Source organism: Pseudomonas sp. KnCO4 (assembly GCF_045344305.1).
Taxonomy (GTDB): domain Bacteria; phylum Pseudomonadota; class Gammaproteobacteria; order Pseudomonadales; family Pseudomonadaceae; genus Aquipseudomonas; species Aquipseudomonas anuradhapurensis.
Window position 1 is genome coordinate 2,298,885 of the sequence record NZ_CP174199.1, and the last position, 18,269, is coordinate 2,317,153.

The 18,269-nt window shown below is 65.8% G+C and carries 18 protein-coding genes; 10 read left to right on the forward strand and 8 right to left on the reverse strand.

What is annotated here, in order from left to right; all coding sequences use genetic code 11:
- Nucleotides 1–188: 188 nt before the first annotated feature.
- Nucleotides 189–773 (reverse strand): biliverdin-producing heme oxygenase, encoded by a 585-nt coding sequence (locus ACJA3S_RS10780; protein ID WP_406821816.1) that lies wholly within the window; start codon nucleotides 771–773, stop codon nucleotides 189–191.
- A gap of 155 nt (nucleotides 774–928) precedes the next feature.
- Between ACJA3S_RS10780 and ACJA3S_RS10785 the strand changes: the two genes are divergently transcribed.
- The gene (locus ACJA3S_RS10785; RefSeq protein WP_406821817.1) at nucleotides 929–1,420 is read left to right on the forward strand and encodes a GNAT family N-acetyltransferase; all 492 of its coding nucleotides are present in this window, start codon (nucleotides 929–931) and stop codon (nucleotides 1,418–1,420) included.
- A gap of 73 nt (nucleotides 1,421–1,493) precedes the next feature.
- Here ACJA3S_RS10785 and ACJA3S_RS10790 read toward each other — a convergent pair whose 3' ends face one another.
- Together ACJA3S_RS10790 and ACJA3S_RS10795 are read right to left on the reverse strand one after the other, a co-directional pair.
- On the reverse strand, nucleotides 1,494–2,852 hold the full coding sequence (locus ACJA3S_RS10790) for an 8-oxoguanine deaminase (protein ID WP_406821818.1): 1,359 nt from the start codon (nucleotides 2,850–2,852) through the stop codon (nucleotides 1,494–1,496).
- 215 nt (nucleotides 2,853–3,067) lie between these two features.
- Nucleotides 3,068–4,444: an APC family permease gene (locus ACJA3S_RS10795; RefSeq protein WP_406821819.1), complete on the reverse strand. Its 1,377-nt coding sequence runs from the start codon at nucleotides 4,442–4,444 to the stop codon at nucleotides 3,068–3,070.
- Between the two features lie 274 nt (nucleotides 4,445–4,718).
- Here ACJA3S_RS10795 and ACJA3S_RS10800 point away from each other — a divergent pair, with 274 nt between their 5' ends.
- The 3 genes from ACJA3S_RS10800 to ACJA3S_RS10810 all read left to right on the forward strand — a co-directional run bounded on the left by ACJA3S_RS10800 (nucleotide 4,719) and on the right by ACJA3S_RS10810 (nucleotide 8,645).
- Nucleotides 4,719–5,561, forward strand: coding sequence for a LuxR C-terminal-related transcriptional regulator (locus ACJA3S_RS10800; protein ID WP_406821820.1), 843 nt, complete (start codon nucleotides 4,719–4,721; stop codon nucleotides 5,559–5,561).
- Nucleotides 5,562–5,603: 42 nt separating this feature from the next.
- Nucleotides 5,604–6,986, forward strand: coding sequence for an aspartate aminotransferase family protein (locus tag ACJA3S_RS10805; protein WP_186689954.1), 1,383 nt, complete (start codon nucleotides 5,604–5,606; stop codon nucleotides 6,984–6,986).
- Between the two features lie 165 nt (nucleotides 6,987–7,151).
- Nucleotides 7,152–8,645: an aldehyde dehydrogenase gene (locus ACJA3S_RS10810; protein ID WP_406821821.1), complete on the forward strand. Its 1,494-nt coding sequence runs from the start codon at nucleotides 7,152–7,154 to the stop codon at nucleotides 8,643–8,645.
- A gap of 239 nt (nucleotides 8,646–8,884) precedes the next feature.
- Here the strand turns inward: ACJA3S_RS10810 and ACJA3S_RS10815 are convergent, their stop codons facing one another.
- Nucleotides 8,885–9,805, reverse strand: coding sequence for a LysR family transcriptional regulator (locus ACJA3S_RS10815; RefSeq protein ID WP_406821822.1), 921 nt, complete (start codon nucleotides 9,803–9,805; stop codon nucleotides 8,885–8,887).
- 135 nt (nucleotides 9,806–9,940) lie between these two features.
- Here ACJA3S_RS10815 and ACJA3S_RS10820 point away from each other — a divergent pair, with 135 nt between their 5' ends.
- From ACJA3S_RS10820 to ACJA3S_RS10835, 4 genes are all read left to right on the forward strand, one after another.
- A complete protein-coding gene (locus tag ACJA3S_RS10820; RefSeq protein ID WP_406821823.1) occupies nucleotides 9,941–11,068 on the forward strand; it encodes a muconate cycloisomerase family protein in 1,128 nt (375 codons plus the stop codon).
- A gap of 62 nt (nucleotides 11,069–11,130) precedes the next feature.
- A complete protein-coding gene (catC, locus tag ACJA3S_RS10825; RefSeq protein ID WP_406821824.1) occupies nucleotides 11,131–11,421 on the forward strand; it encodes a muconolactone Delta-isomerase in 291 nt (96 codons plus the stop codon).
- Nucleotides 11,422–11,464: 43 nt separating this feature from the next.
- Entirely contained in the window at nucleotides 11,465–12,400 is a 936-nt protein-coding gene (gene catA, locus ACJA3S_RS10830; RefSeq protein ID WP_406821825.1) for a catechol 1,2-dioxygenase, read from the forward strand.
- A gap of 118 nt (nucleotides 12,401–12,518) precedes the next feature.
- A complete protein-coding gene (locus ACJA3S_RS10835) occupies nucleotides 12,519–13,013 on the forward strand; it encodes a GNAT family N-acetyltransferase (RefSeq protein WP_406821826.1) in 495 nt (164 codons plus the stop codon).
- 27 nt (nucleotides 13,014–13,040) lie between these two features.
- On the opposite strand, the gene ACJA3S_RS10840 is transcribed toward ACJA3S_RS10835, so the two are convergent.
- Nucleotides 13,041–13,865 (reverse strand): aldo/keto reductase, encoded by an 825-nt coding sequence (locus tag ACJA3S_RS10840; protein WP_406821827.1) that lies wholly within the window; start codon nucleotides 13,863–13,865, stop codon nucleotides 13,041–13,043.
- 247 nt (nucleotides 13,866–14,112) lie between these two features.
- Here ACJA3S_RS10840 and ACJA3S_RS10845 point away from each other — a divergent pair, with 247 nt between their 5' ends.
- Nucleotides 14,113–14,991 (forward strand): DMT family transporter, encoded by an 879-nt coding sequence (locus ACJA3S_RS10845; RefSeq protein ID WP_406821828.1) that lies wholly within the window; start codon nucleotides 14,113–14,115, stop codon nucleotides 14,989–14,991.
- Between the two features lie 19 nt (nucleotides 14,992–15,010).
- Here ACJA3S_RS10845 and ACJA3S_RS10850 read toward each other — a convergent pair whose 3' ends face one another.
- From ACJA3S_RS10850 to ACJA3S_RS10860, 3 genes are all read right to left on the reverse strand, one after another.
- Nucleotides 15,011–15,607, reverse strand: a complete 597-nt coding sequence (locus tag ACJA3S_RS10850; RefSeq protein WP_406821829.1) for a hypothetical protein — start codon at nucleotides 15,605–15,607, stop codon at nucleotides 15,011–15,013.
- A gap of 98 nt (nucleotides 15,608–15,705) precedes the next feature.
- Entirely contained in the window at nucleotides 15,706–16,611 is a 906-nt protein-coding gene (locus ACJA3S_RS10855; protein WP_186689974.1) for a LysR family transcriptional regulator, read from the reverse strand.
- 112 nt (nucleotides 16,612–16,723) lie between these two features.
- Nucleotides 16,724–17,185, reverse strand: coding sequence for a GNAT family N-acetyltransferase (locus tag ACJA3S_RS10860; RefSeq protein WP_406821830.1), 462 nt, complete (start codon nucleotides 17,183–17,185; stop codon nucleotides 16,724–16,726).
- A 156-nt stretch (nucleotides 17,186–17,341) separates the two neighbouring features.
- Between ACJA3S_RS10860 and ACJA3S_RS10865 the strand changes: the two genes are divergently transcribed.
- Complete coding sequence (locus ACJA3S_RS10865) at nucleotides 17,342–18,247, forward strand: LysR substrate-binding domain-containing protein (RefSeq protein WP_406821831.1); 906 nt, start codon at nucleotides 17,342–17,344, stop codon at nucleotides 18,245–18,247.
- Nucleotides 18,248–18,269 lie beyond the last annotated feature (22 nt).

The window sequence follows — 18,269 nt, forward strand, 5'->3', positions numbered from 1 at the left end:
ACATGTATTTTCATGAGCGAAGCCAACCTCTGAGAACAATTGAGCCATCTGGCCAGCAGGTGGTTGGCGATTCTGTCTCGCGTCCCGCTACCTTTCTGTGCCTCCCACATAGACCGGCAAACGGAAAAAAGTTCGCTATGGCAACAACTTGTACAACTTTTGAAACAACCCGATCAGCGGTTGCCGATTCAGGCAAACAGCGCTCGCAGGTGCTTTTGATAGCTGCCGAACGCGGCAATCGCGCCAGCGACCATCTCGGCTTCTTCCTGTGCATTCAGCGATAAGCCGTCCAGCCTGGCGACGAACTGCCGCCAGGGCAGCGCCCGGCCCTGCGGATGTGGCGCCAGGTGGCGAGCGCCGAGGCCGGCGTCCAGGCCCAGGCGCTGGGCCTGCCTGAGCAGAAACGCAGCGCCAAGGTTCGACCCCTCGCTGCAGTACAGCCAGCCCAGGGCCTGGGCCGGGCTGGCACAGACCTGTCGAGGGAGCGCCGGCACTGGCAGGCCCAGATCGCTCAGGTCATGCTCGACCGCGGCAGTGCGCGACAGCTGCGCCAGCCCAGGCAGCAGCAGGTTGAGCTGTTCATCGCGGTATAACGCCAGCAGGCTGCCATGAAAGCGATGCTGTACCTGCAGGAAGCGAGCGTAGCGTTCGCGGCTCTCGAACGGCCTGGCAGCCATCACCCGTTGGTCGACATAGTCGTGGGCCTGGCTGCTGGCAGCCTTCAAGCGTTTGCAGCGGCCGGGTTCGGCGAGCGATAGCGGCACTGAGGCCATCGGCGTATCCATAGTGACTGGGCAATGCGCCATGATGCTTGTCACCCGTGGCCCTCAGCAAGCGCCACGCAACGGGTTTGAGAAAGCTGCCTGTCCAGCTGGCCAGTCATTTACCATGACGGCCGCTTTGCCAATCACCGTCAAGGAAACCCGCCATGAGCACTCTGCAGTTCCGCACCCCCACCGCCGCAGACGCCGAGCGTTGCTACGCCATCGAGATCGGCGCCTATGAAGGGGATGAAGCGGCCACACTGGAGAAGATCCGTACCCGTATCGCACAGTACCCACAAGGTTTCCTGATGCTGGAGCAGGCGGGAGAGGTTGTCGGTTTCATCAACAGCGGCTGCGCCCACCAGGTGGAGATGGCCGATGAAGCCTTCAAGGAGCTGGTCGGGCACGACCCGCAAGCGCCGAATGTGGTGGTCATGTCGGTGGTGGTCGACCCGGCGCACCAAGGCCAAGGCTACGCCAGGCGCCTGATGGACGAGTTCATCAGGCGCATGAAGGCCGCGGGCAAGCAGACCATCCACCTGATGTGCAAGCAGCAGCATGTGCCGCTGTACCAGAAGATGGGTTACCAGTACGTGCAGCCATCGCCGTCGGAGCACGGTGGCATGGCCTGGCATGAGATGGTCATGGCCCTCTGAGCCTCCGCAGTGGGTGCGGCCAGGGCCACGACCAGGCTGCCTGGCAGCCCGTCGCGACACCCGGCCAGCCTGGTTATTCGCCGCTGACCAGTTGCTGGGCCAACTGGTTATGGCGCTCGAGGACCCGTGGCAGGTCGACGGTGAGCAGTTGGCCGTCCTGCACCACCACACGGCCATTGATCACGCTGGTATGCACCTGGGTCGGGGTGCAGAACACCAGCGCCGCCAGCGGGTCATGATGGCCACCGGCATATGCCACCTGGGCCAGGTCGAAGGCGACCAAGTCGGCGACCATGCCGGGGGCGAGGGCGCCGATGTCGTTGCGGTTCAGCACCTTGGCGCCGCCGAGGGTGGCGATTTCCAGCGCTTCGCGCGCGGTCATCGCGTCGGGGCCGAAGCCGACCCGTTGCAGCAGCAAGGCCTGGCGCACTTCACCGATCATGCTGGCGCCGTCGTTGGACGCCGAACCGTCCACCCCCAGGCCTACCGGCACGCCATGGTCGCGCATCTTGCGTACCGGGGCGATGCCCGAGGCCAGGCGCATGTTCGAGCATGGGCAGTGGGCCACACCGGTACCGGTACGGGCGAACAGTTCGATGCCGTGCTGGTCCAGTTGCACACAATGGGCATGCCACACATCGTGGCCGACCCAGCCGAGGTCCTCGGCGTATTCGGCCGGGGTCATGCCGAACTTCTCGCGGCTGTAGGCAATGTCGTTGACGTTCTCGGCCAGGTGCGTGTGCAACGACACGCCGTACTGGCGCGCCAGCACCGCCGCTTCGCGCATCAGGTCGCGGCTGACCGAGAACGGCGAGCACGGCGCCACCACGATGCGGCGCATCGCGCCGTGGCTGGCATCGTGGTAGTCCTCGATCAGGCGCTGGGACTCCTTGCGGATGTCGGCCTCCTTCTCCACCACGGCGTCAGGCGGCAGGCCGCCCTGGCTGCGGCCCACGCTCATGCTGCCGCGGGCGGCGTGGAAGCGCATGCCGATCTCGTCGGCGGCGTGGATGCTGTCGTCGAGCTTGCAGCCGTTGGGGTAGATGTACAGGTGGTCGCTGGAGGTGGTGCAGCCGGACAGGATCAGTTCCGCCATGGCGGTCTGGGTCGACACCGCGATCATCTCGGGGGTCAGGCGCGCCCAGATCGGGTACAGGTTGGTCAGCCAGTTGAACAGTTCGCCGTCCTGGGCCGCCGGCACCACGCGGGTGAGGCTCTGGTACATGTGGTGGTGGGTGTTGACCAGGCCAGGGATGACCACCTTGCCGGCCATGTCCAGCACCACGTCGGCGTGCTGGGGCAGGGTGTCGCTGGCGCCGACCTGGCGGATCAGGTTGTCTTCGATGAACAGGCCGCCGTTGCTGATCTCGCGGCGTTCGCCGTCCATGGTGACCAGCAGGGCGGCGTTTTTTACCAATAGTGTCTTGGGCATAGCATGTGCCTGCGCAATACCCAGCGACGATTGTCGCTGTCGTAGGCGCCGCAACATGTAAGCAGAGTCTTGCGAAATTGTATACACCTCGCTGCCCGAGCCCTGCCCGGCCTGTTTGCCAGCGGGTTCAGCGGAAGCAGGCGGCCCCCGCCTGACACCGGTGGTGCCGGTGTCGGCGGGTGAACCCGCCCCACAGGCACCGTGCAAGCGTGCCGTCACTCGGCCATCTGCAGCTCCGGCAGCTTCACCCGCAACGCCCGGGTGAGCCCGAGCAGTACCACCAGGCCCACGCCCATCCAGCACAGGCCGATGGTGAATGACAGGCGGGTCAGGCTGCTCCACAGCCACAACGTGCTGAGAAAGCCCAGGCCAGGCACGATGCCATACAGCAGGTAGTTGCGCGCCCCGCGCAGGCGCTGATCGACCAGGTAGTGCTTGACCACTGCCAGGTTCACCGCGGAGAAGGCGAACAACGCGCCAAAGCTGATCATGTTGGCCACGGTGTCGAGGGTGATCACCAGGGCGACCAGCGACAGCAGGCTGACCAGCACGATGGCCGCGGCCGGGACGCGCTTTTTCGTCAGCAATTGGCCGAATGCCCGCGGCAGTGCGCCGTCGCGGCCCATGGCGAACAGCACCCGCGACACGCTGGCCTGGGACACCATGGCCGAGGCGAAGCAGCCGGCCACATAGGTGGCGGTGAAGGCGGTCACCAGCAGTTCCCCGCCTACCCGCCGCATCACGTCCACCGAAGCCGAGTCGGGGTCGGCGAAGTTGCCCCAGTCGGGAAACACCATCTGCGCGCAGTACGACACCACCAGGAACAGCAGGCCGCCGATCAGCGACACCGCGAGGATCGCCATGGGGATGCGGTAGGTCGGGTTGCTGGTTTCCTCGGCCATGGTCGACACCGCATCGAAGCCCAGGAACGACAGGCACAGCACGGCGGCGCCGGTCATGATCAATGGCACGCTGAAGCCCTCGTGATGGAAGGGCGCCAGCAGCGATGGCGGTGCGGCCTGGCTGCCGAGGTTGCGTATCGACAGGGCGACGAACACCACGATGAACACCAGCTGCAGCACGACCAGGAGCCAGTTGACCCGGGTGATGGATTCAATGCCGATCAAGTTGAGGAAGGTGACCAGGGCAATCGAGCTCAGCACCCAGACCCAGGCGGGAATGGCCGGAAAGTATTCCGCCATGTAGATGCCGATCAGCAGGTAGCTGAGCAATGGCAGGAAGATGTAGTCGAGCAGCAGCGTCCAGCCGGTGATGAAGCCTATGTGGCTGCCGAACGCCTTGCGCGTGTAGGTATACACCGACCCGGAATAGGGGTGGGCCTGGACCATGCGCCCATAGCTGTAGGCGGTCAGCAGCATGGCGGCGAGGGTCAGCAGGTAGGCGGTGGGCAGGTGCCCCTTGGTCATCTGGGTAACCAGCCCGTAGGTGGTGAACACGGCCAGCGGCACCATGTAGGCCAGGCCGAACAGGATCAGGGCGGTCATGCCCATGGAGGTGCGGAAGCGCCCGGTCGGGGTCGGGGACGGGGCATGCGCGGCGGCGGATTGGGCTGTACTTGTTGTTGTATGCATTGCTAGCTCCTAGAAAGGGATGCAGGACACCGCAGCAGGCGAGGGGGCTCGCTGCCGGTGGGCGTTGTGCAAGGAGGTCGAGCGCGGGGCTCGCAGCGTGGGGCGGATTGATGCTCCCACACCCCGCAGGTGCCCGGAATCACCCTTTGGGGTGAGCCGGACGAGGCGCGCAGGCGCTCACCCCAAAGGGTGATTCCGATGCTGGCGGCACCATGGGAGTATCTAACAACGCACCGCACCGTGGCGGTGCCCTACTCGATATGGCAGGCCCACCGTGACCCATCGATTGCTTACACAACAGTGGTTCGAGCACCAGGCCAAGGTCACCGAGGCCATCGGCCGCCCGGGCTTTGCTGCCAGCCTGTTCGGCGCACTGGGCGTGATCCATCCGATCCAGGCGACCACGGTGTATCTCTACCCGCACCACGGCATGCCCAGCGCACTGTTCGAGCAGGACGACAACGCGCCCTGGCAGCCCGAAGGCAATGTCAGCCGCTACCTGTCGGGCTTCTACCTGCTCGACCCGTTCTACGGTGCTTGCGTGGAGCAGGTCGAGTCTGGCTGCTATGGCCTGTTCGAAGTGGCGCCGGACCATTTCGAGGTGAGCGAGTACTACCAGTCGTTCTACCGCCATTCGCACCTGCAGGATGAACTGAACTACATCCTGCAGCTGCTGCCCGGGCACAGCCTGGCCGTGTCGCTGGCGTTCACCGACAAGCTCGATGGGCACAGCCGCGCGCTGTTCGGCTGCATCACGCCGTGGGTGCTGGCGGTGCTTGGCAGGCACTTCGCCGGGCTCGACAGCCGTGCCGGGCGCTTCGAGAACATCCTCGAGCAGCGTATCCATGCGGCCCTGAACAATTTCGGCAGTTCATTGCTCACCGAGCGCGAGTGCCGTATTGCCCAGCTGATCCTGCGTGGCCACTCCACCCGCTCGCTGGCCGAGCGCCTGGGCGTGTCGGAAGACACCATCAAGTCGCACCGCAAGAACGTCTACGCCAAGCTCGACATCGGCACCCAGTCCGAGCTGTTTTCCCTGTTCATCGACGCCCTGGCCAATGCCCAGGGCGTGCTGGGCAAGGACCCGCTGGAAAGCTACATGGGCAAGCTGCGCTGAGCGCCGGCAGCCCTGCACCCCCACCGCAAAGGAAAACCAACAATGAATGCGCCTTTCGCCCCGCAACGCCAGACCCGCGACTACCAGGCTTCCGATGCCGCGCACCACATCCATGCCTTCCTCGACCAGAAGGCGCTGAACGCCGAAGGGCCGCGGGTGATCGTCGGCGGTGAACGCCTGCACCTGTGGGACAGCGAGGGCAAGCGCTACCTCGACGGCATGTCCGGCCTGTGGTGCACCCAGCTCGGCTATGGCCGCCGCGACCTGACCGCCGCCGCCGCCACGCAGATGGACCAGCTGGCCTACTACAACATGTTCTTCCACACCACCCACCCGGCGGTGATCGAACTGTCCGAGCTGTTGTTCAGCCTGCTGCCGGCGCATTACAGCCACGCGATCTACACCAACTCCGGCTCCGAGGCCAACGAAGTGCTGATCCGCACCGTGCGCCGCTACTGGCAGGTGGTCGGCCAGCCGGCCAAGAAGATCATGATCGGCCGCTGGAACGGCTACCACGGCTCGACGCTGGCCGCCACGGCGTTGGGCGGCATGAAGTTCATGCACGAAATGGGCGGGCTGATCCCGGATGTGGCGCACATCGACGAACCGTACTGGTATGCCGAGGGCGGCGACCTGAGCCCGGCCGAGTTCGGCCGCCGCTGTGCCCTGCAGCTGGAAGAAAAGATCCTCGAACTGGGTGCCGAGAACGTTGCCGGTTTCATCGCCGAACCGTTCCAGGGCGCCGGCGGCATGATTTTCCCGCCGGAAAGCTACTGGCCCGAGATCCAGCGTATCTGTCGCCAGTACGATGTGCTGCTGTGCGCTGATGAAGTGATCGGCGGCTTTGGCCGCACCGGAGAATGGTTTGCCCATGAATACTTCGGCTTCCAGCCCGACACCCTGTCGATCGCCAAGGGCCTGACCAGTGGCTACGTGCCCATGGGTGGCCTGGTGCTGAGCAAGCGCATTGCCGAGGCGCTGGTGGAGCGGGGCGGGGTGTTTGCCCACGGCCTGACCTACTCCGGCCATCCGGTGGCGGCGGCGGTGGCAATCGCCAACCTGAAAGCGCTGCGTGACGAAGGCATCGTGCGCCAGGTCCGGGACGACACCGGGCCGTACCTGCAGCGCATCCTGCGCGAGGTGTTCGCCGACCACCCGTTGATCGGCCAGGTGCAGGGCGCCGGCTTGGTGGCGGCGCTGCAGTTTGCCGAGCACAAGCCGACGCGCAAGCGCTTCGCCAACGAGAACGACCTGGCCTGGCAATGCCGCACCTTCGGTTTCGAGGAGGGGGTGATCATTCGCTCGACCCTGGGCCGGATGATCATGGCCCCGGCCCTGGTCGCCAACCACAGCGAGCTGGATGAGCTGGTGGAAAAGACCCGCATCGCCGTGGACCGCACGGCGCGCCTGGTCGGCAAGTTCTGAACCGCTGCTAAGGGCAGCACATTTCCCTGTGGGAGCGGGCGAGCCCGCGAACACCGGCGAAGCCGGTGCCATTCACCGCAGCGCCTGATTCGCGGGCTCGCCCGCTCCCACAGAAATTGCGTAGCCCTTATGAAAACGTTGCTACAACCGTTACCAGGAGTACAAATGTACACCCTCGAATTCTGGCAACAACGCGCCTCGGGCCTGCATCTCCCGGCCCAGGCGCTGATCGACGGCAAGCCCGTCAACGCGCAGGACGGCGCCACCTTCGTCGCCATCAACCCCGCCAGCAATGCCGTACTGGCACAGGTCGCTGCCTGCGGCCAGGCCGAAGTGGACCTGGCCGTCGCCAGCGCCCGCCGCGCCTTCGAACAAGGCCCGTGGCCGCGCATGGCTCCGCTCGAGCGCAAGAAGGTCCTGCTGCGCCTGGCCGAGCTGATCATGGCCCACCGTGAAGAACTGGCCCTGCTGGACTCGCTGAACATGGGCAAGCCGGTCATGGACGCCTACAACATCGACGTGCCGGGCTCGGCCCATGTGTTCGCCTGGTATGGCGAGGCACTGGACAAGCTGTACGACCAGGTGGCACCCACCGCGCCCGACGCGCTGGCCACCATTACCCGTGAGGCCCTGGGCGTTGTCGCCGCGGTAGTGCCGTGGAACTTCCCGCTCGACATGGCCGCATGGAAGCTCGCCCCGGCGCTCGCCGCCGGCAACAGCGTGGTACTCAAGCCCGCCGAGCAGTCACCGTTCTCGGCCCTGCGCCTGGCCGAGCTGGCGTTGCAGGCCGGGGTGCCGGAAGGCGTGCTGAACGTGCTGCCGGGCCTGGGCGAGCAGGCCGGGCGGGCACTGGGCCTGCACCCGGACGTGGATTGCCTGGTGTTCACCGGCTCCACCCAGGTGGGCAAGTACTTCATGCGGTATTCGGCGCAGTCCAACCTCAAGCAGGTGTGGCTGGAGTGCGGCGGCAAGAGCCCCAACCTGGTGTTCGAAAACTGCCAGGACCTGGACCTGGCTGCGGAAAAGGCCGCGTTCGGCATTTTCTTCAACCAGGGCGAAGTGTGCTCGGCCAATTCGCGGCTATATGTGCAGCGTTCCATCCATGACGCGTTCGTCGAACGCCTGCAGGCCAAGGCCCGCCAGTGGCTGCCGGGTAATCCGCTGGACCCGGCGAGCCGGGCCGGTGCGATTGTCGATGCGCAGCAGACTGGCCGGATCGAGGCGGCCATCGCCCGGGCAGGGCAGGAGGGGGCACGGCGGGTGTGTGGTGGCCGGCGCCTGACCATCGACGGTTCGGACAATTACATCGAGCCGACCATTTTCGCCGGTGTCGAGGGCCACATGAGCCTGGCACGGGAGGAGGTGTTCGGGCCGGTGCTGGCGGTCAGCGTGTTCGACACCGAGGAACAGGCCGTGCGCCTGGCCAATGACAGCATCTACGGCCTGGCGGCGTCGCTGTGGAGCGATGATTTCAACCAGGTCCACCGCGTGGCGCGGGCGCTGAAGGCCGGCACGGTGTCGGTGAACACGGTCGATGCGCTGGACGTGGCGGTGCCGTTCGGCGGTGGCAAGCAGTCCGGGTTTGGTCGCGACCTGTCGCTGCATTCGTTCGACAAATATTCGCAGCTCAAGACCACCTGGTACCAGCTGCGCGCCTGATGCAGCAGGCCGATCGGGGCTGCCTTGCGGCTCTCCCCCGGCATGCCCGCTGCCACAGGTGCTGCGCCGGTTGTAGGAGCGGATTCAGCCGCGATCACCGGCAAGGCCGGTGCCATTCACCGCGTCGCTTGCATCGCGGATAAATCCGCTCCCACAGGTATGAACCGCGCTGGCTTCGGGTTGACGCCGTACCTGTAGGAGCGGCATTCAGCCGCGATCACCGGCACAGCCGGTGCCATTCACCGCGTCGCCGGCATCGCGGATAAATCCGCTTCTACATTCAGGCCCTGGCTGGTTTGCTGGGCGATCAATGCCAGGCAGCGCTGCACGATCGGGCTCACGTCGCCCTTGCGCCGGCTGAGGATGATCGGGCTGACGGCGCCGCTGTCGAGCAGGGCGACGTATTCGATATCGGTGCGGTGCTGTTGTTGCACCGAGGCCGGCACCAAGGTCACGCCCACGCCGACAGCCACCAGGCCAATGGCGGTCTGCAGCTCGTTGGCCCACTGGCTGACGCGGATGCTCATGCCGTGCTGGGCGAATAGCGCCAGCACATGGTCGGCATAGCTGGGCCGGGGGTTGGCCGGGTAGAGGATGAACGCCTCGCCCGCCAGTTCGGCAAGGCTCAGCGGCGCGCCCGCCAGCGGGTGGCCCTTGGGCAGCACGGCCACCAGCGGGTCTTCGCACAGCACCTGCTGCTGGATCGCCGGGTCATCGATGCGAATGCGCCCGAAGGCAATGTCGATGCGCCCGCTTTTCAGCGCTTCCACCTGCTGCAAGGTGGTCATCTCGTTCAGGCCCAGCTCCAGCTCGCTGTCCTGGCGCAGTTCGCGGATCAGCTCGGGCAACACCGTATACAGGGTCGAGGGGGCGAAACCGATACCCAGCCATTGGCGCTGGCCCAGGCCGATGCGGCGAGTGTTGTCGCTGATGGCCTGCAGCTGCTGCAGCACGGTGCAGCTCTGTTCGTAGAAGTAGCGGCCGGCCTCGGTCAGCCGCAGCGGGCGTCCACGCGCCACCAGCAACGTGCCCAGTTCGTCCTCGAGCTGGCTGATCTGCCGGCTCAGCGGTGGCTGGGCAATGTGCAGCAATTCGGCGGCACGGGTGAAATTCAGGGTCTCGGCCAGAACCTTGAAGTAACGCAGGTGGCGCAGCTCCATCAGACCTCCAGGGTATGGTGGGAGATTCATTCGATATTGGACGGCCATCAGGGTCTCGCGCAATCCTTGAACCATCAAGTAAATGCACCATTCGGGTCTGCGGCTGGCAGCCCGATATAACGGGACCTGGCAACAATGACAAGCGCGCTGATTGAACGTATGGAAGCCATTATCGTCGACCTGCCGACCATTCGCCCGCACAAGCTGGCGATGCACACCATGCAGCAGCAGACCCTGGTGGTATTGCGGGTGCGCTGCAGCGATGGCGTCGAAGGCATTGGCGAGGCCACTACCATCGGTGGCCTGGCCTACGGCTACGAAAGCCCCGAAGGCATCAAGGCCAACGTCGATGCGCACCTGGCCCCGGCGCTGGTCGGCCTGCCGGCAGACAACATCAATGCCGCCATGCTCAAGCTGGACAAGCTGGCCAAGGGCAACACGTTCGCCAAGTCGGGCATCGAGAGCGCCTTGCTCGATGCCCAGGGCAAGCGCCTCGGCCTGCCGGTCAGCGAACTGCTCGGCGGCCGCGTGCGCGACAGCCTGGAAGTGGCCTGGACCCTGGCCAGCGGCGATACCGCCCGCGATATCGCCGAAGCCCGGCACATGCTGGAAAGCCGCCGGCACCGGGTGTTCAAGCTGAAGATCGGCGCCAACCCGTTGGCGCAGGACCTCAAGCATGTGCTGGCGATCAAGCGCGAACTGGGCGACAGCGCCAGCGTGCGGGTCGATGTCAACCAGTACTGGGACGAGTCCCAGGCCATCCGTGCCTGCCAGGTGCTCGGCGACAACGGCATCGACCTGATCGAGCAACCGATTTCACGAAGCAACCGCAGCGGCCAGGTGCGCCTGAACCAGCGCAGCCCCGCACCGATCATGGCCGACGAATCGATCGAAAGTGTCGAAGACGCCTTCAGCCTGGCCGCCGACGGCGCGGCCAGCATCTTCGCCCTGAAAATCGCCAAGAACGGCGGCCCGCGTGCGGTGCTGCGCACCGCGCAAATCGCCGAGGCCGCCGGTATCGCCGTGTACGGCGGGACCATGCTCGAAGGCTCGATCGGCACCCTGGCTTCGGCCCATGCCTTCCTTACCCTGCGCCAGCTGACCTGGGGTACCGAACTGTTCGGGCCGCTGCTGCTCACCGAAGAGATCGTCAACGAGCCGCTGCAGTACCGCGACTTCCACTTGCACATCCCACGCACCCCAGGCCTGGGCCTGAGCCTGGACGAACAGCGCCTGGCGCGCTTCGCCCGGGCTCGCGGGTAAACCCGCTGCGCCCAAGGGCCCTGCCAACCAAACGATCCAGTCATACGCAAGGAGACCTCGCCATGCTGTTCCACGTGAAGATGACCGTGAAACTGCCGCTCGACATGGACCCGGCCAAGGCCGCCCAGCTCAAGGCCGACGAAAAGGAACTGGCCCAGCGCCTGCAGCGCGAAGGTACCTGGCGCCACCTGTGGCGCATTGCCGGGCACTATGCCAACTACAGCGTGTTCGATGTCCCCAGTGTCGAAGCGCTGCACGATACGTTGCTGCAACTGCCACTGTTCCCGTACATGGACATCGAGGTCGACGGCTTGTGCCGGCACCCCTCGTCGATCCACAGCGACGACCGCTGATGCGCACCTGTGTGCCTGACAAGAACAAGATGAGGAAAGCACGATGACCACAAAGATTTCCCACACTGCCGATGTTCAAGCGTTCTTCAGCGAAGTGGCCGGCCTGGGCCATGCCGCAGGCAACCCGCGTTTCAAGCAGATCATCCTGCGCGTGCTGCAGGACAGCGCCCGCCTGATCGAAGACCTGGAAATCACCGAGGACGAGTTCTGGCATGCGGTTGACTACCTCAACCGCCTGGGCGGGCGCAATGAAGCCGGCCTGCTGGCGGCGGGCCTGGGCCTCGAGCACTTCCTCGACCTGCTGCAGGACGCCAAGGACGCCGAGGCCGGCCTGACCGGCGGCACCCCGCGTACCATCGAGGGCCCGCTGTATGTGGCGGGTGCGCCGCTGGCGCAGGGTGAGGCGCGCATGGACGATGGCACCGACCCAGGCGTGGTGATGTTCCTCCAGGGCCAGGTGTTCGGTGCCGACGGCGCGCCGCTGGCCGGTGCCACCGTTGACCTGTGGCACGCCAACACCCAGGGCACGTATTCCTACTTCGACTCCAGCCAGTCCGACTACAACCTGCGCCGGCGCATCATCACCGACGCCGAGGGCCGCTACCGCGCACGTTCCATCGTGCCCTCGGGGTATGGCTGCGACCCGCAGGGGCCGACCCAGGAGTGCCTGGACCTGCTCGGCCGCCATGGCCAGCGCCCGGCGCATGTGCATTTCTTCATCTCGGCGCCCGGGCACCGCCATTTGACCACGCAGATCAACTTTGCCGGTGACCAGTACCTGTGGGATGACTTTGCCTATGCCACCCGCGACGGATTGGTCGGCGAGCTGCGCTTTGTCGAGGATGCTGCGCAAGCCCGCGCCCGCGGTGTGCAGGGCGAGCGCTTTGCCGAGCTGGCCTTCGACTTCCACCTGCAGGCGGCCAAGGCCCCGGCAGCCGAGGCGCGCAGCCATCGCCCGCGGGCATTGCAAAGCAACTGAGCCCTGCGGCGCGCCTGCAGGTGTTTTTTGCCTGGGCCTTTCCGTGCGGGGAGGGCCCGGGCTTTTTATTGCCCGAGGCGAGTAAACTGGCATCCGTCCTTTACCCGAGCCCCGCACCATGCTGCCCATCGAACTGCTGGCCACCACCGCTGACCAGGCCCCGTTGATCCGCAACCTCTACCAGTTCTACGCCTACGAGTCTTCCGACTGGGAGCAGGAAGACGTCGAGGTGGATGGCCGCTTCTACATCCATGACGAACACCTGCAACGCTACTGGCAAGCCGATGGCTGGGGCGCCTACCTGGTGCTGGCAGACGGCTTCATTGCCGGCTTCGTGCTGGTGGAGCGCAGCGAATTGGCCGCTATCCAGGCGTTCGAGCTGGCTGACCTGTTCATCTTGAAGAAATACCGCCGGCAGGGCATCGGCCGGGCGGTGGCGTTGCAGTTTCTGGGCGGCGAGGGCAATTGGCTGTTGCGCTGTTACGCCCAGGACGCGCCGGCGGTGGCCTTCTGCAACGCCGTGCTGGCCGGGCTGTCGCGTCCGGCGCAGGCGATCACCCTGGAGGACGAGCCGGACCTGCTCAATTTCCTGGTGAGCGGCGCCCGGCATTAGCCGTAGCGGCCAGGTGCAGATACTCGCTCAGCTGTTCCAGTCCGGCGCAAACGCCGGGCTGACCAATCGTTGGTCCTTTGGCAGGCCGGCAATCGCCAAGCGGTCCTGGTCATCCAGCTGCACGTTCAGAGCGGCCAGGTTGGCCAGCTGGTTAGCGCGGCTGCTCGCCTTGGGGATCACCGCTACGCCGTCCTGATCCAGCAGCCATTTCAGCGCCACCTGGCTGGGTAGCACGCCATGCTTGCCGGCGATCGCCTGGATCACCGGCTGTGCCGCTGCCTGGCCGCGGGCCAGCGGGGTGTAGGCGGTGAGCAGCAGGTCGTGGCGGCGGGCGTAGTCCAGCAGTGCTGGCTGGCCGAGCAGCACGTGGTACTCGACCTGGATCGCCGACAACGGCGCACCCAGGGTTTCCACCACCTGGCGCAGCAGCCCCAGCGGGAAGTTGGCCACGCCGATGCTGCGCGCCTTGCCCTCGTCACGCAGCGCCACCAGGGTCTCGATACTGCTGGCCAGGTCGCAGTCCTTGCCAGGCCAATGGATGTGAAACAGGTCGACCTGTTCGGTGCCGAGGGCGCGTAGGCTGTCTTCCAGGGACTGGCGCATGGCCTTGGGTGCCAGGCGATCCCACCATACCTTGGTGGTCAGGTGGATCTGCTCGCGTGGTACGTCGCTGTCGCGCAGGGCCTGGCCGACGGCAGCTTCGTTGTCGTAGGCGGTGGCCGTGTCGATGTGCCGATAGCCAAGTTCAAGCGCCTGGCGCACGGCCTGGGTGCACGCGCTGCCGGTCATCGGCCAGGTGCCCAGGCCGATTGCAGGCAGGTCCAGGCCGTTACGGGTGGTGAGCCTTTGCATGTAGATTCCTTGTCGACTGCGGGGGATCGCAGTCGATGGTCAGCGATCAGCACGTCACGGGCCATGCGTGCGTTGCGAAAAGTGGTCGATCAGCGAACAGAAACTGCAATCGGCCGGGGCAAGCGGCGATGGAACTTCCTTATGCTGCGGCATCTCTTCTAGAATTCCAGCTGTCGCATCCGCCGGGCCATGCCCGCGCGGGCCTTCCCCGGGCGCCGCACCCAGCCGCGCCTTCATCGAGAGTGCCATGAGTTCCAGCACACCGCTGTCCGGAGTCAACCAACCCCTGCGCGGCATTGCCCTGGTGGTGGTGGCGACGTTCCTGTTCGCCAGTCACGACGCCCTGTCCAAGTTCCTTGGTGGCCTGTACCCGATCATCATGGTGGTGTGGGCGCGGTATGTGGTGCACACGCTGCTGATGGCCGGCATTTTCCTGCCCAAGGCCGGGCTCAACGTGTTGCGCACGCGCCGCCCGCTGTTACAGACCTTGCGTGCGTTGAGCCTGCTGAGTACCAGCTTGCTGTTCACCAGTGGCCTGCAGTACCTGCCGCTGGCCGAAGCGACGGCGGTCAACTTCCTCGCCCCGGTGCTGGTCACTGCGCTGTCGGCGCCGTTGCTCAAGGAGCGGGTCACGGTGGGGCAGTGGGTTGCGGTGGTGATGGGCTTCATCGGCGTGCTGGTGGTGGTGCACCCGGGAGGGGGGATGTTCACCCCCGCCATCCTGTACCCGTTCGGTTCGGCGCTGGGCTTCTGCTTCTATCAATTGCTCACGCGCATTCTGGCGGCGCATGACAGCCCGACTACCAGCAATTTCTATGCGGGGTTGTGCAACACCTTGGCGATGAGCGCGCTGGTGCCGTTCTTCTGGGAGATGCCGCGCTGGGACCACGCATTGCTGATGCTGGCGCTGGGCGGCTTCGGCATGACCGCGCACCTGCTGCTGACCCAGGCCTTTCGCCATGCCGCGCCGGCCTTGCTGGCGCCGTTCAGCTATTGCCAGATCGTGTTTGCCGGGTTGCTGGGCCTGGTGGTCTACAGCCAGGTGCCGGATACCCTGAGCCTGGTCGGTATTGCGGTGATCTGCCTGAGTGGGCTGGGGGCGGCGTGGATGCAGCGGGGCAAGTAGCAACCCCGCGATTGCGCCGTCAGACCCGGCGCTTCAACAGCACCTGCAACGAATCGTCAAAGTCGCGCAAGGCATCGGCCTGCACCGCGCGTTCGTCCTCGGCCACCCGCGCCACATCGCCCAGGCGCTTGTGCGACCGCCCTTCGGCGCGGCCGATGTAGGTCAGCTGGTCGTCGAAGAAGCGCGCCACTACCCGGCTTTCGATCTCGGCACTGGCCAGGCGGCTTTCGGTATCGAGCAGCACGATGACATCCGGGTGGTCGCCCAGCAGCGTGTCCAGGTCGTCATAGAAGGTCACTTCGGCGAACTGCTGCGCCAGCGAGCGTGCCAGCCAGTCGTACGCCTGGCTGCCATTGCTCAGGGTCGCTACCGGAATGCGCTGGCCCTGGGCCGGCGTGGCGGCCTGGGCTTGATGGCTGCCGAGGTATTCCAGGGTGGCCTCGGCGTCCCGCCCCAGCAGCACCGCCACCCGCTGGCCAGCGGCCAGGGCGACGCCGGAAAGGGCGGTGGCCGCATAGAAGTGCCCGTAGGGTTGTGTGTGGGTGCTGGCTGGGCTGGCACAGCCGCCAAGGGCGGCCAGCAAGGCGAGCAGGGCAGCGAGCATGCCGGTTTTCATGGGAGGCCTCATCCATCGGTGAATGCCGCTATCTTCCGCCCGAGCCAGGCGCAGCGGAACTCGATGGCATTCATGGTGGCTATCGATGAGGTCGATGTTTACCGCGCCGCCATGAACTGCAGGATGCGCTCGCGCAACCAGCGCTCGGCCGGGTCGTTGTCCTGGGCACCGCTCCAGACCATCGACAGCTCGGCCTCGGTGATGTCGAACGGCGCCGGGTCGGCGCGCAGGCTGCCATCGTCGGCCAAGGCGCAGGCGGCATAGTCCGGCACCGTGGCGATCAGCTCGGTGTTGCGCAGCAGGGCGCGCAGGCTGCCGAACTGCGGCACCGCCAGCACCACCTTGCGACAGCGGCCGATGCGCGCCAGGTCGAGGTCGATGTTGCCACTCATGTCGCCCGAGAACGACACCATCACATGCGGGCGTGCGCAGTATTCGTCGAGGCTCAGTGGGCCCGGGCGGTCGTCGGCGCGCAATACCCGTACGCCGATGTCGCGCAGCTTGCGGCGTTTGGCGGTGGCCGGCAAGTCGGTGGTGTAGCTCACCCCGACCGAGATCTCGCCGCTGGACAGCAGCCCCGGCATCAGCAAAAAGTTGGCCCGCCGCACCACCACGCTGATGTTCGGGGCCTCTTCGCGCAGGGCCTGGAGCAAGGCCGGGAAAAGCCCGAACTCGGCATCGTCCGACAACCCCAGGCGGAACACGTTGCAACTGCTGGCCGGGTCGAACTCACGGGCGCGGCTGATGGCGGCGGAAATCACGTCCATGGCCGGCCCCAGCTCGGCGAAGATCTGCATGGCCCTTGGCGTGGGCTCCATGGCCCGGCCATTGCGGATCAGCAGCGGGTCGTCGAACAGCTCGCGCAGGCGCGCGAGCGCGGCACTGACGGTGGGCTGGGTGATGAACAGCTTTTCGCCGACGCGGGTCAGGTTGCGTTCGATCATCAGGGCTTCGAACAACACCAGCAGGTTCATGTCGACACGGCGCAGGTCGTTGCGGTTCATGGGGCTCGGGTTCCGGAACAGGGGGGTTGGCGCTGTAGTGAAGCATGTTGCCGGGGGTTGTGCCTTGTAGGGATGTGCGCAGGGCGTTCGGCATACAACCTGGGGGCGCGTTTCATCGCTCACGCCAGCCGGGCAAGCGCTTCTCCATGGGTTGATAGACCATCCCGGCAAATGCATTCACCTCGCCTGCCAGGGTGAAGCCGTAGTGCTGGTAGGCAGGTACCGAAGGCAATGATGCCCTGACGGTCACCACCTCGGCCCTGGCGTGTTCCAGCGCTGCGTTCATCAGGCGCGCGCCGATGCCCTGGCGTTGCCAGCGGGGGGCGATGAACAGCATGGCGACATGGCTGCCTTGCTTGAGTTCGACCAAGCCCACCATGGCGCCATCCATGACCCCGACCAGTATCAGGTTGTCGCCTTGCATGCGTTCGGCAAACGCCTCGGCCGCTGCCACCCTGGCAAACGTTGCCACACCCTGCGCTGGCAGCGTGGGCGCGACGGCCTGGGTGAAAGCATCCAGGCACAGGGCACTGGCGTGTGGCAGATCATCGTGGGTCAGTGGGCGTATCTGCATGGCATCATCCTTGTCTGCCCGTGCGGTTCTCCAGTTTGCCCAGCAGGATGCCGTTGCCGCAATCGGAATCGGCGCTGGCACGGGAGCCAGGCATCGACTTCCTCGGCCGACAGGGTTAGCCTCGCGCCATGTTCAGCCAATAGAAAAACCATCGTCATGCCTGCAGGTTACCCCGGGTTGCCCTCGCTCAATGCGCTACGCGTGTTCGAAGTGGTGGCGCGCCACTTGAACTTCCGCCTGGCGGCCGAAGAGCTTGGCGTGACCCAGGCGGCTGTCGCCCAGCAGGTGCGCGGGCTGGAGGCCAGCCTGCAGGTGCGCCTGTTCGAGCGCCTGCCGCGCGGCCTTGGCCTGACCGATGCCGGGCACGCCTACAGCACCAGCGTGCGCAGCGCCCTGGCGATGCTCGACGAAGCCACGCGGCTGTTGCGCCCGGCGCCGTCCCAGCTCACCGTCAGCGTGACGCCAACCTTTGCCTCGAAATGGCTGATCGCCAGGCTCGGGCACTTTGCCGAGCGCCACCCCGAGATTGACCTGCGGGTACTGGCGACCGACCGGCTTTCCCACTTTCATACCGACGGTGTGGACCTGGCCGTGCGTTATGGCCAGCCGCCATTTGCGCCGGGGCTGAACGCTGAATTGCTGATGGCCCCCACAGTGGTCGCGGTGGCCAGCCCCGGGTTGCTGGCCGAAATGGGGCAACCCGGCGATTTCGCCGCCTTGCAGCGTTATGTGGCATTGCACGATGCGCACAACTTCTGGCCGCAGTTCTGCGCAGCCGTGTTCCCAGGCCATCCACCCGCCAGCGCCCGGACCGTGCGCTTCAACCAGACGTCACTGGCCATCGAAGCCGCGATTGGCGGGCAGGGCATCGCCCTGGCCAGCCAGGCCTTCGTCAGCGACGACCTGGCTGCCGGGCGCCTGGTGCAGGTGTTCCCCCAGCAATTGCGGCTGGACAAGGGGTTTTACCTGGTATGGCCGCGCAAGCGGCAGGCGCCGGCGGCCCTGCAGCTTGTCATGGCATGGCTGCAGGCTCAGGCAGGCAATAGAAAATCTATCGTCTAGGCGAAGCCGGGCTGCCTCCCTC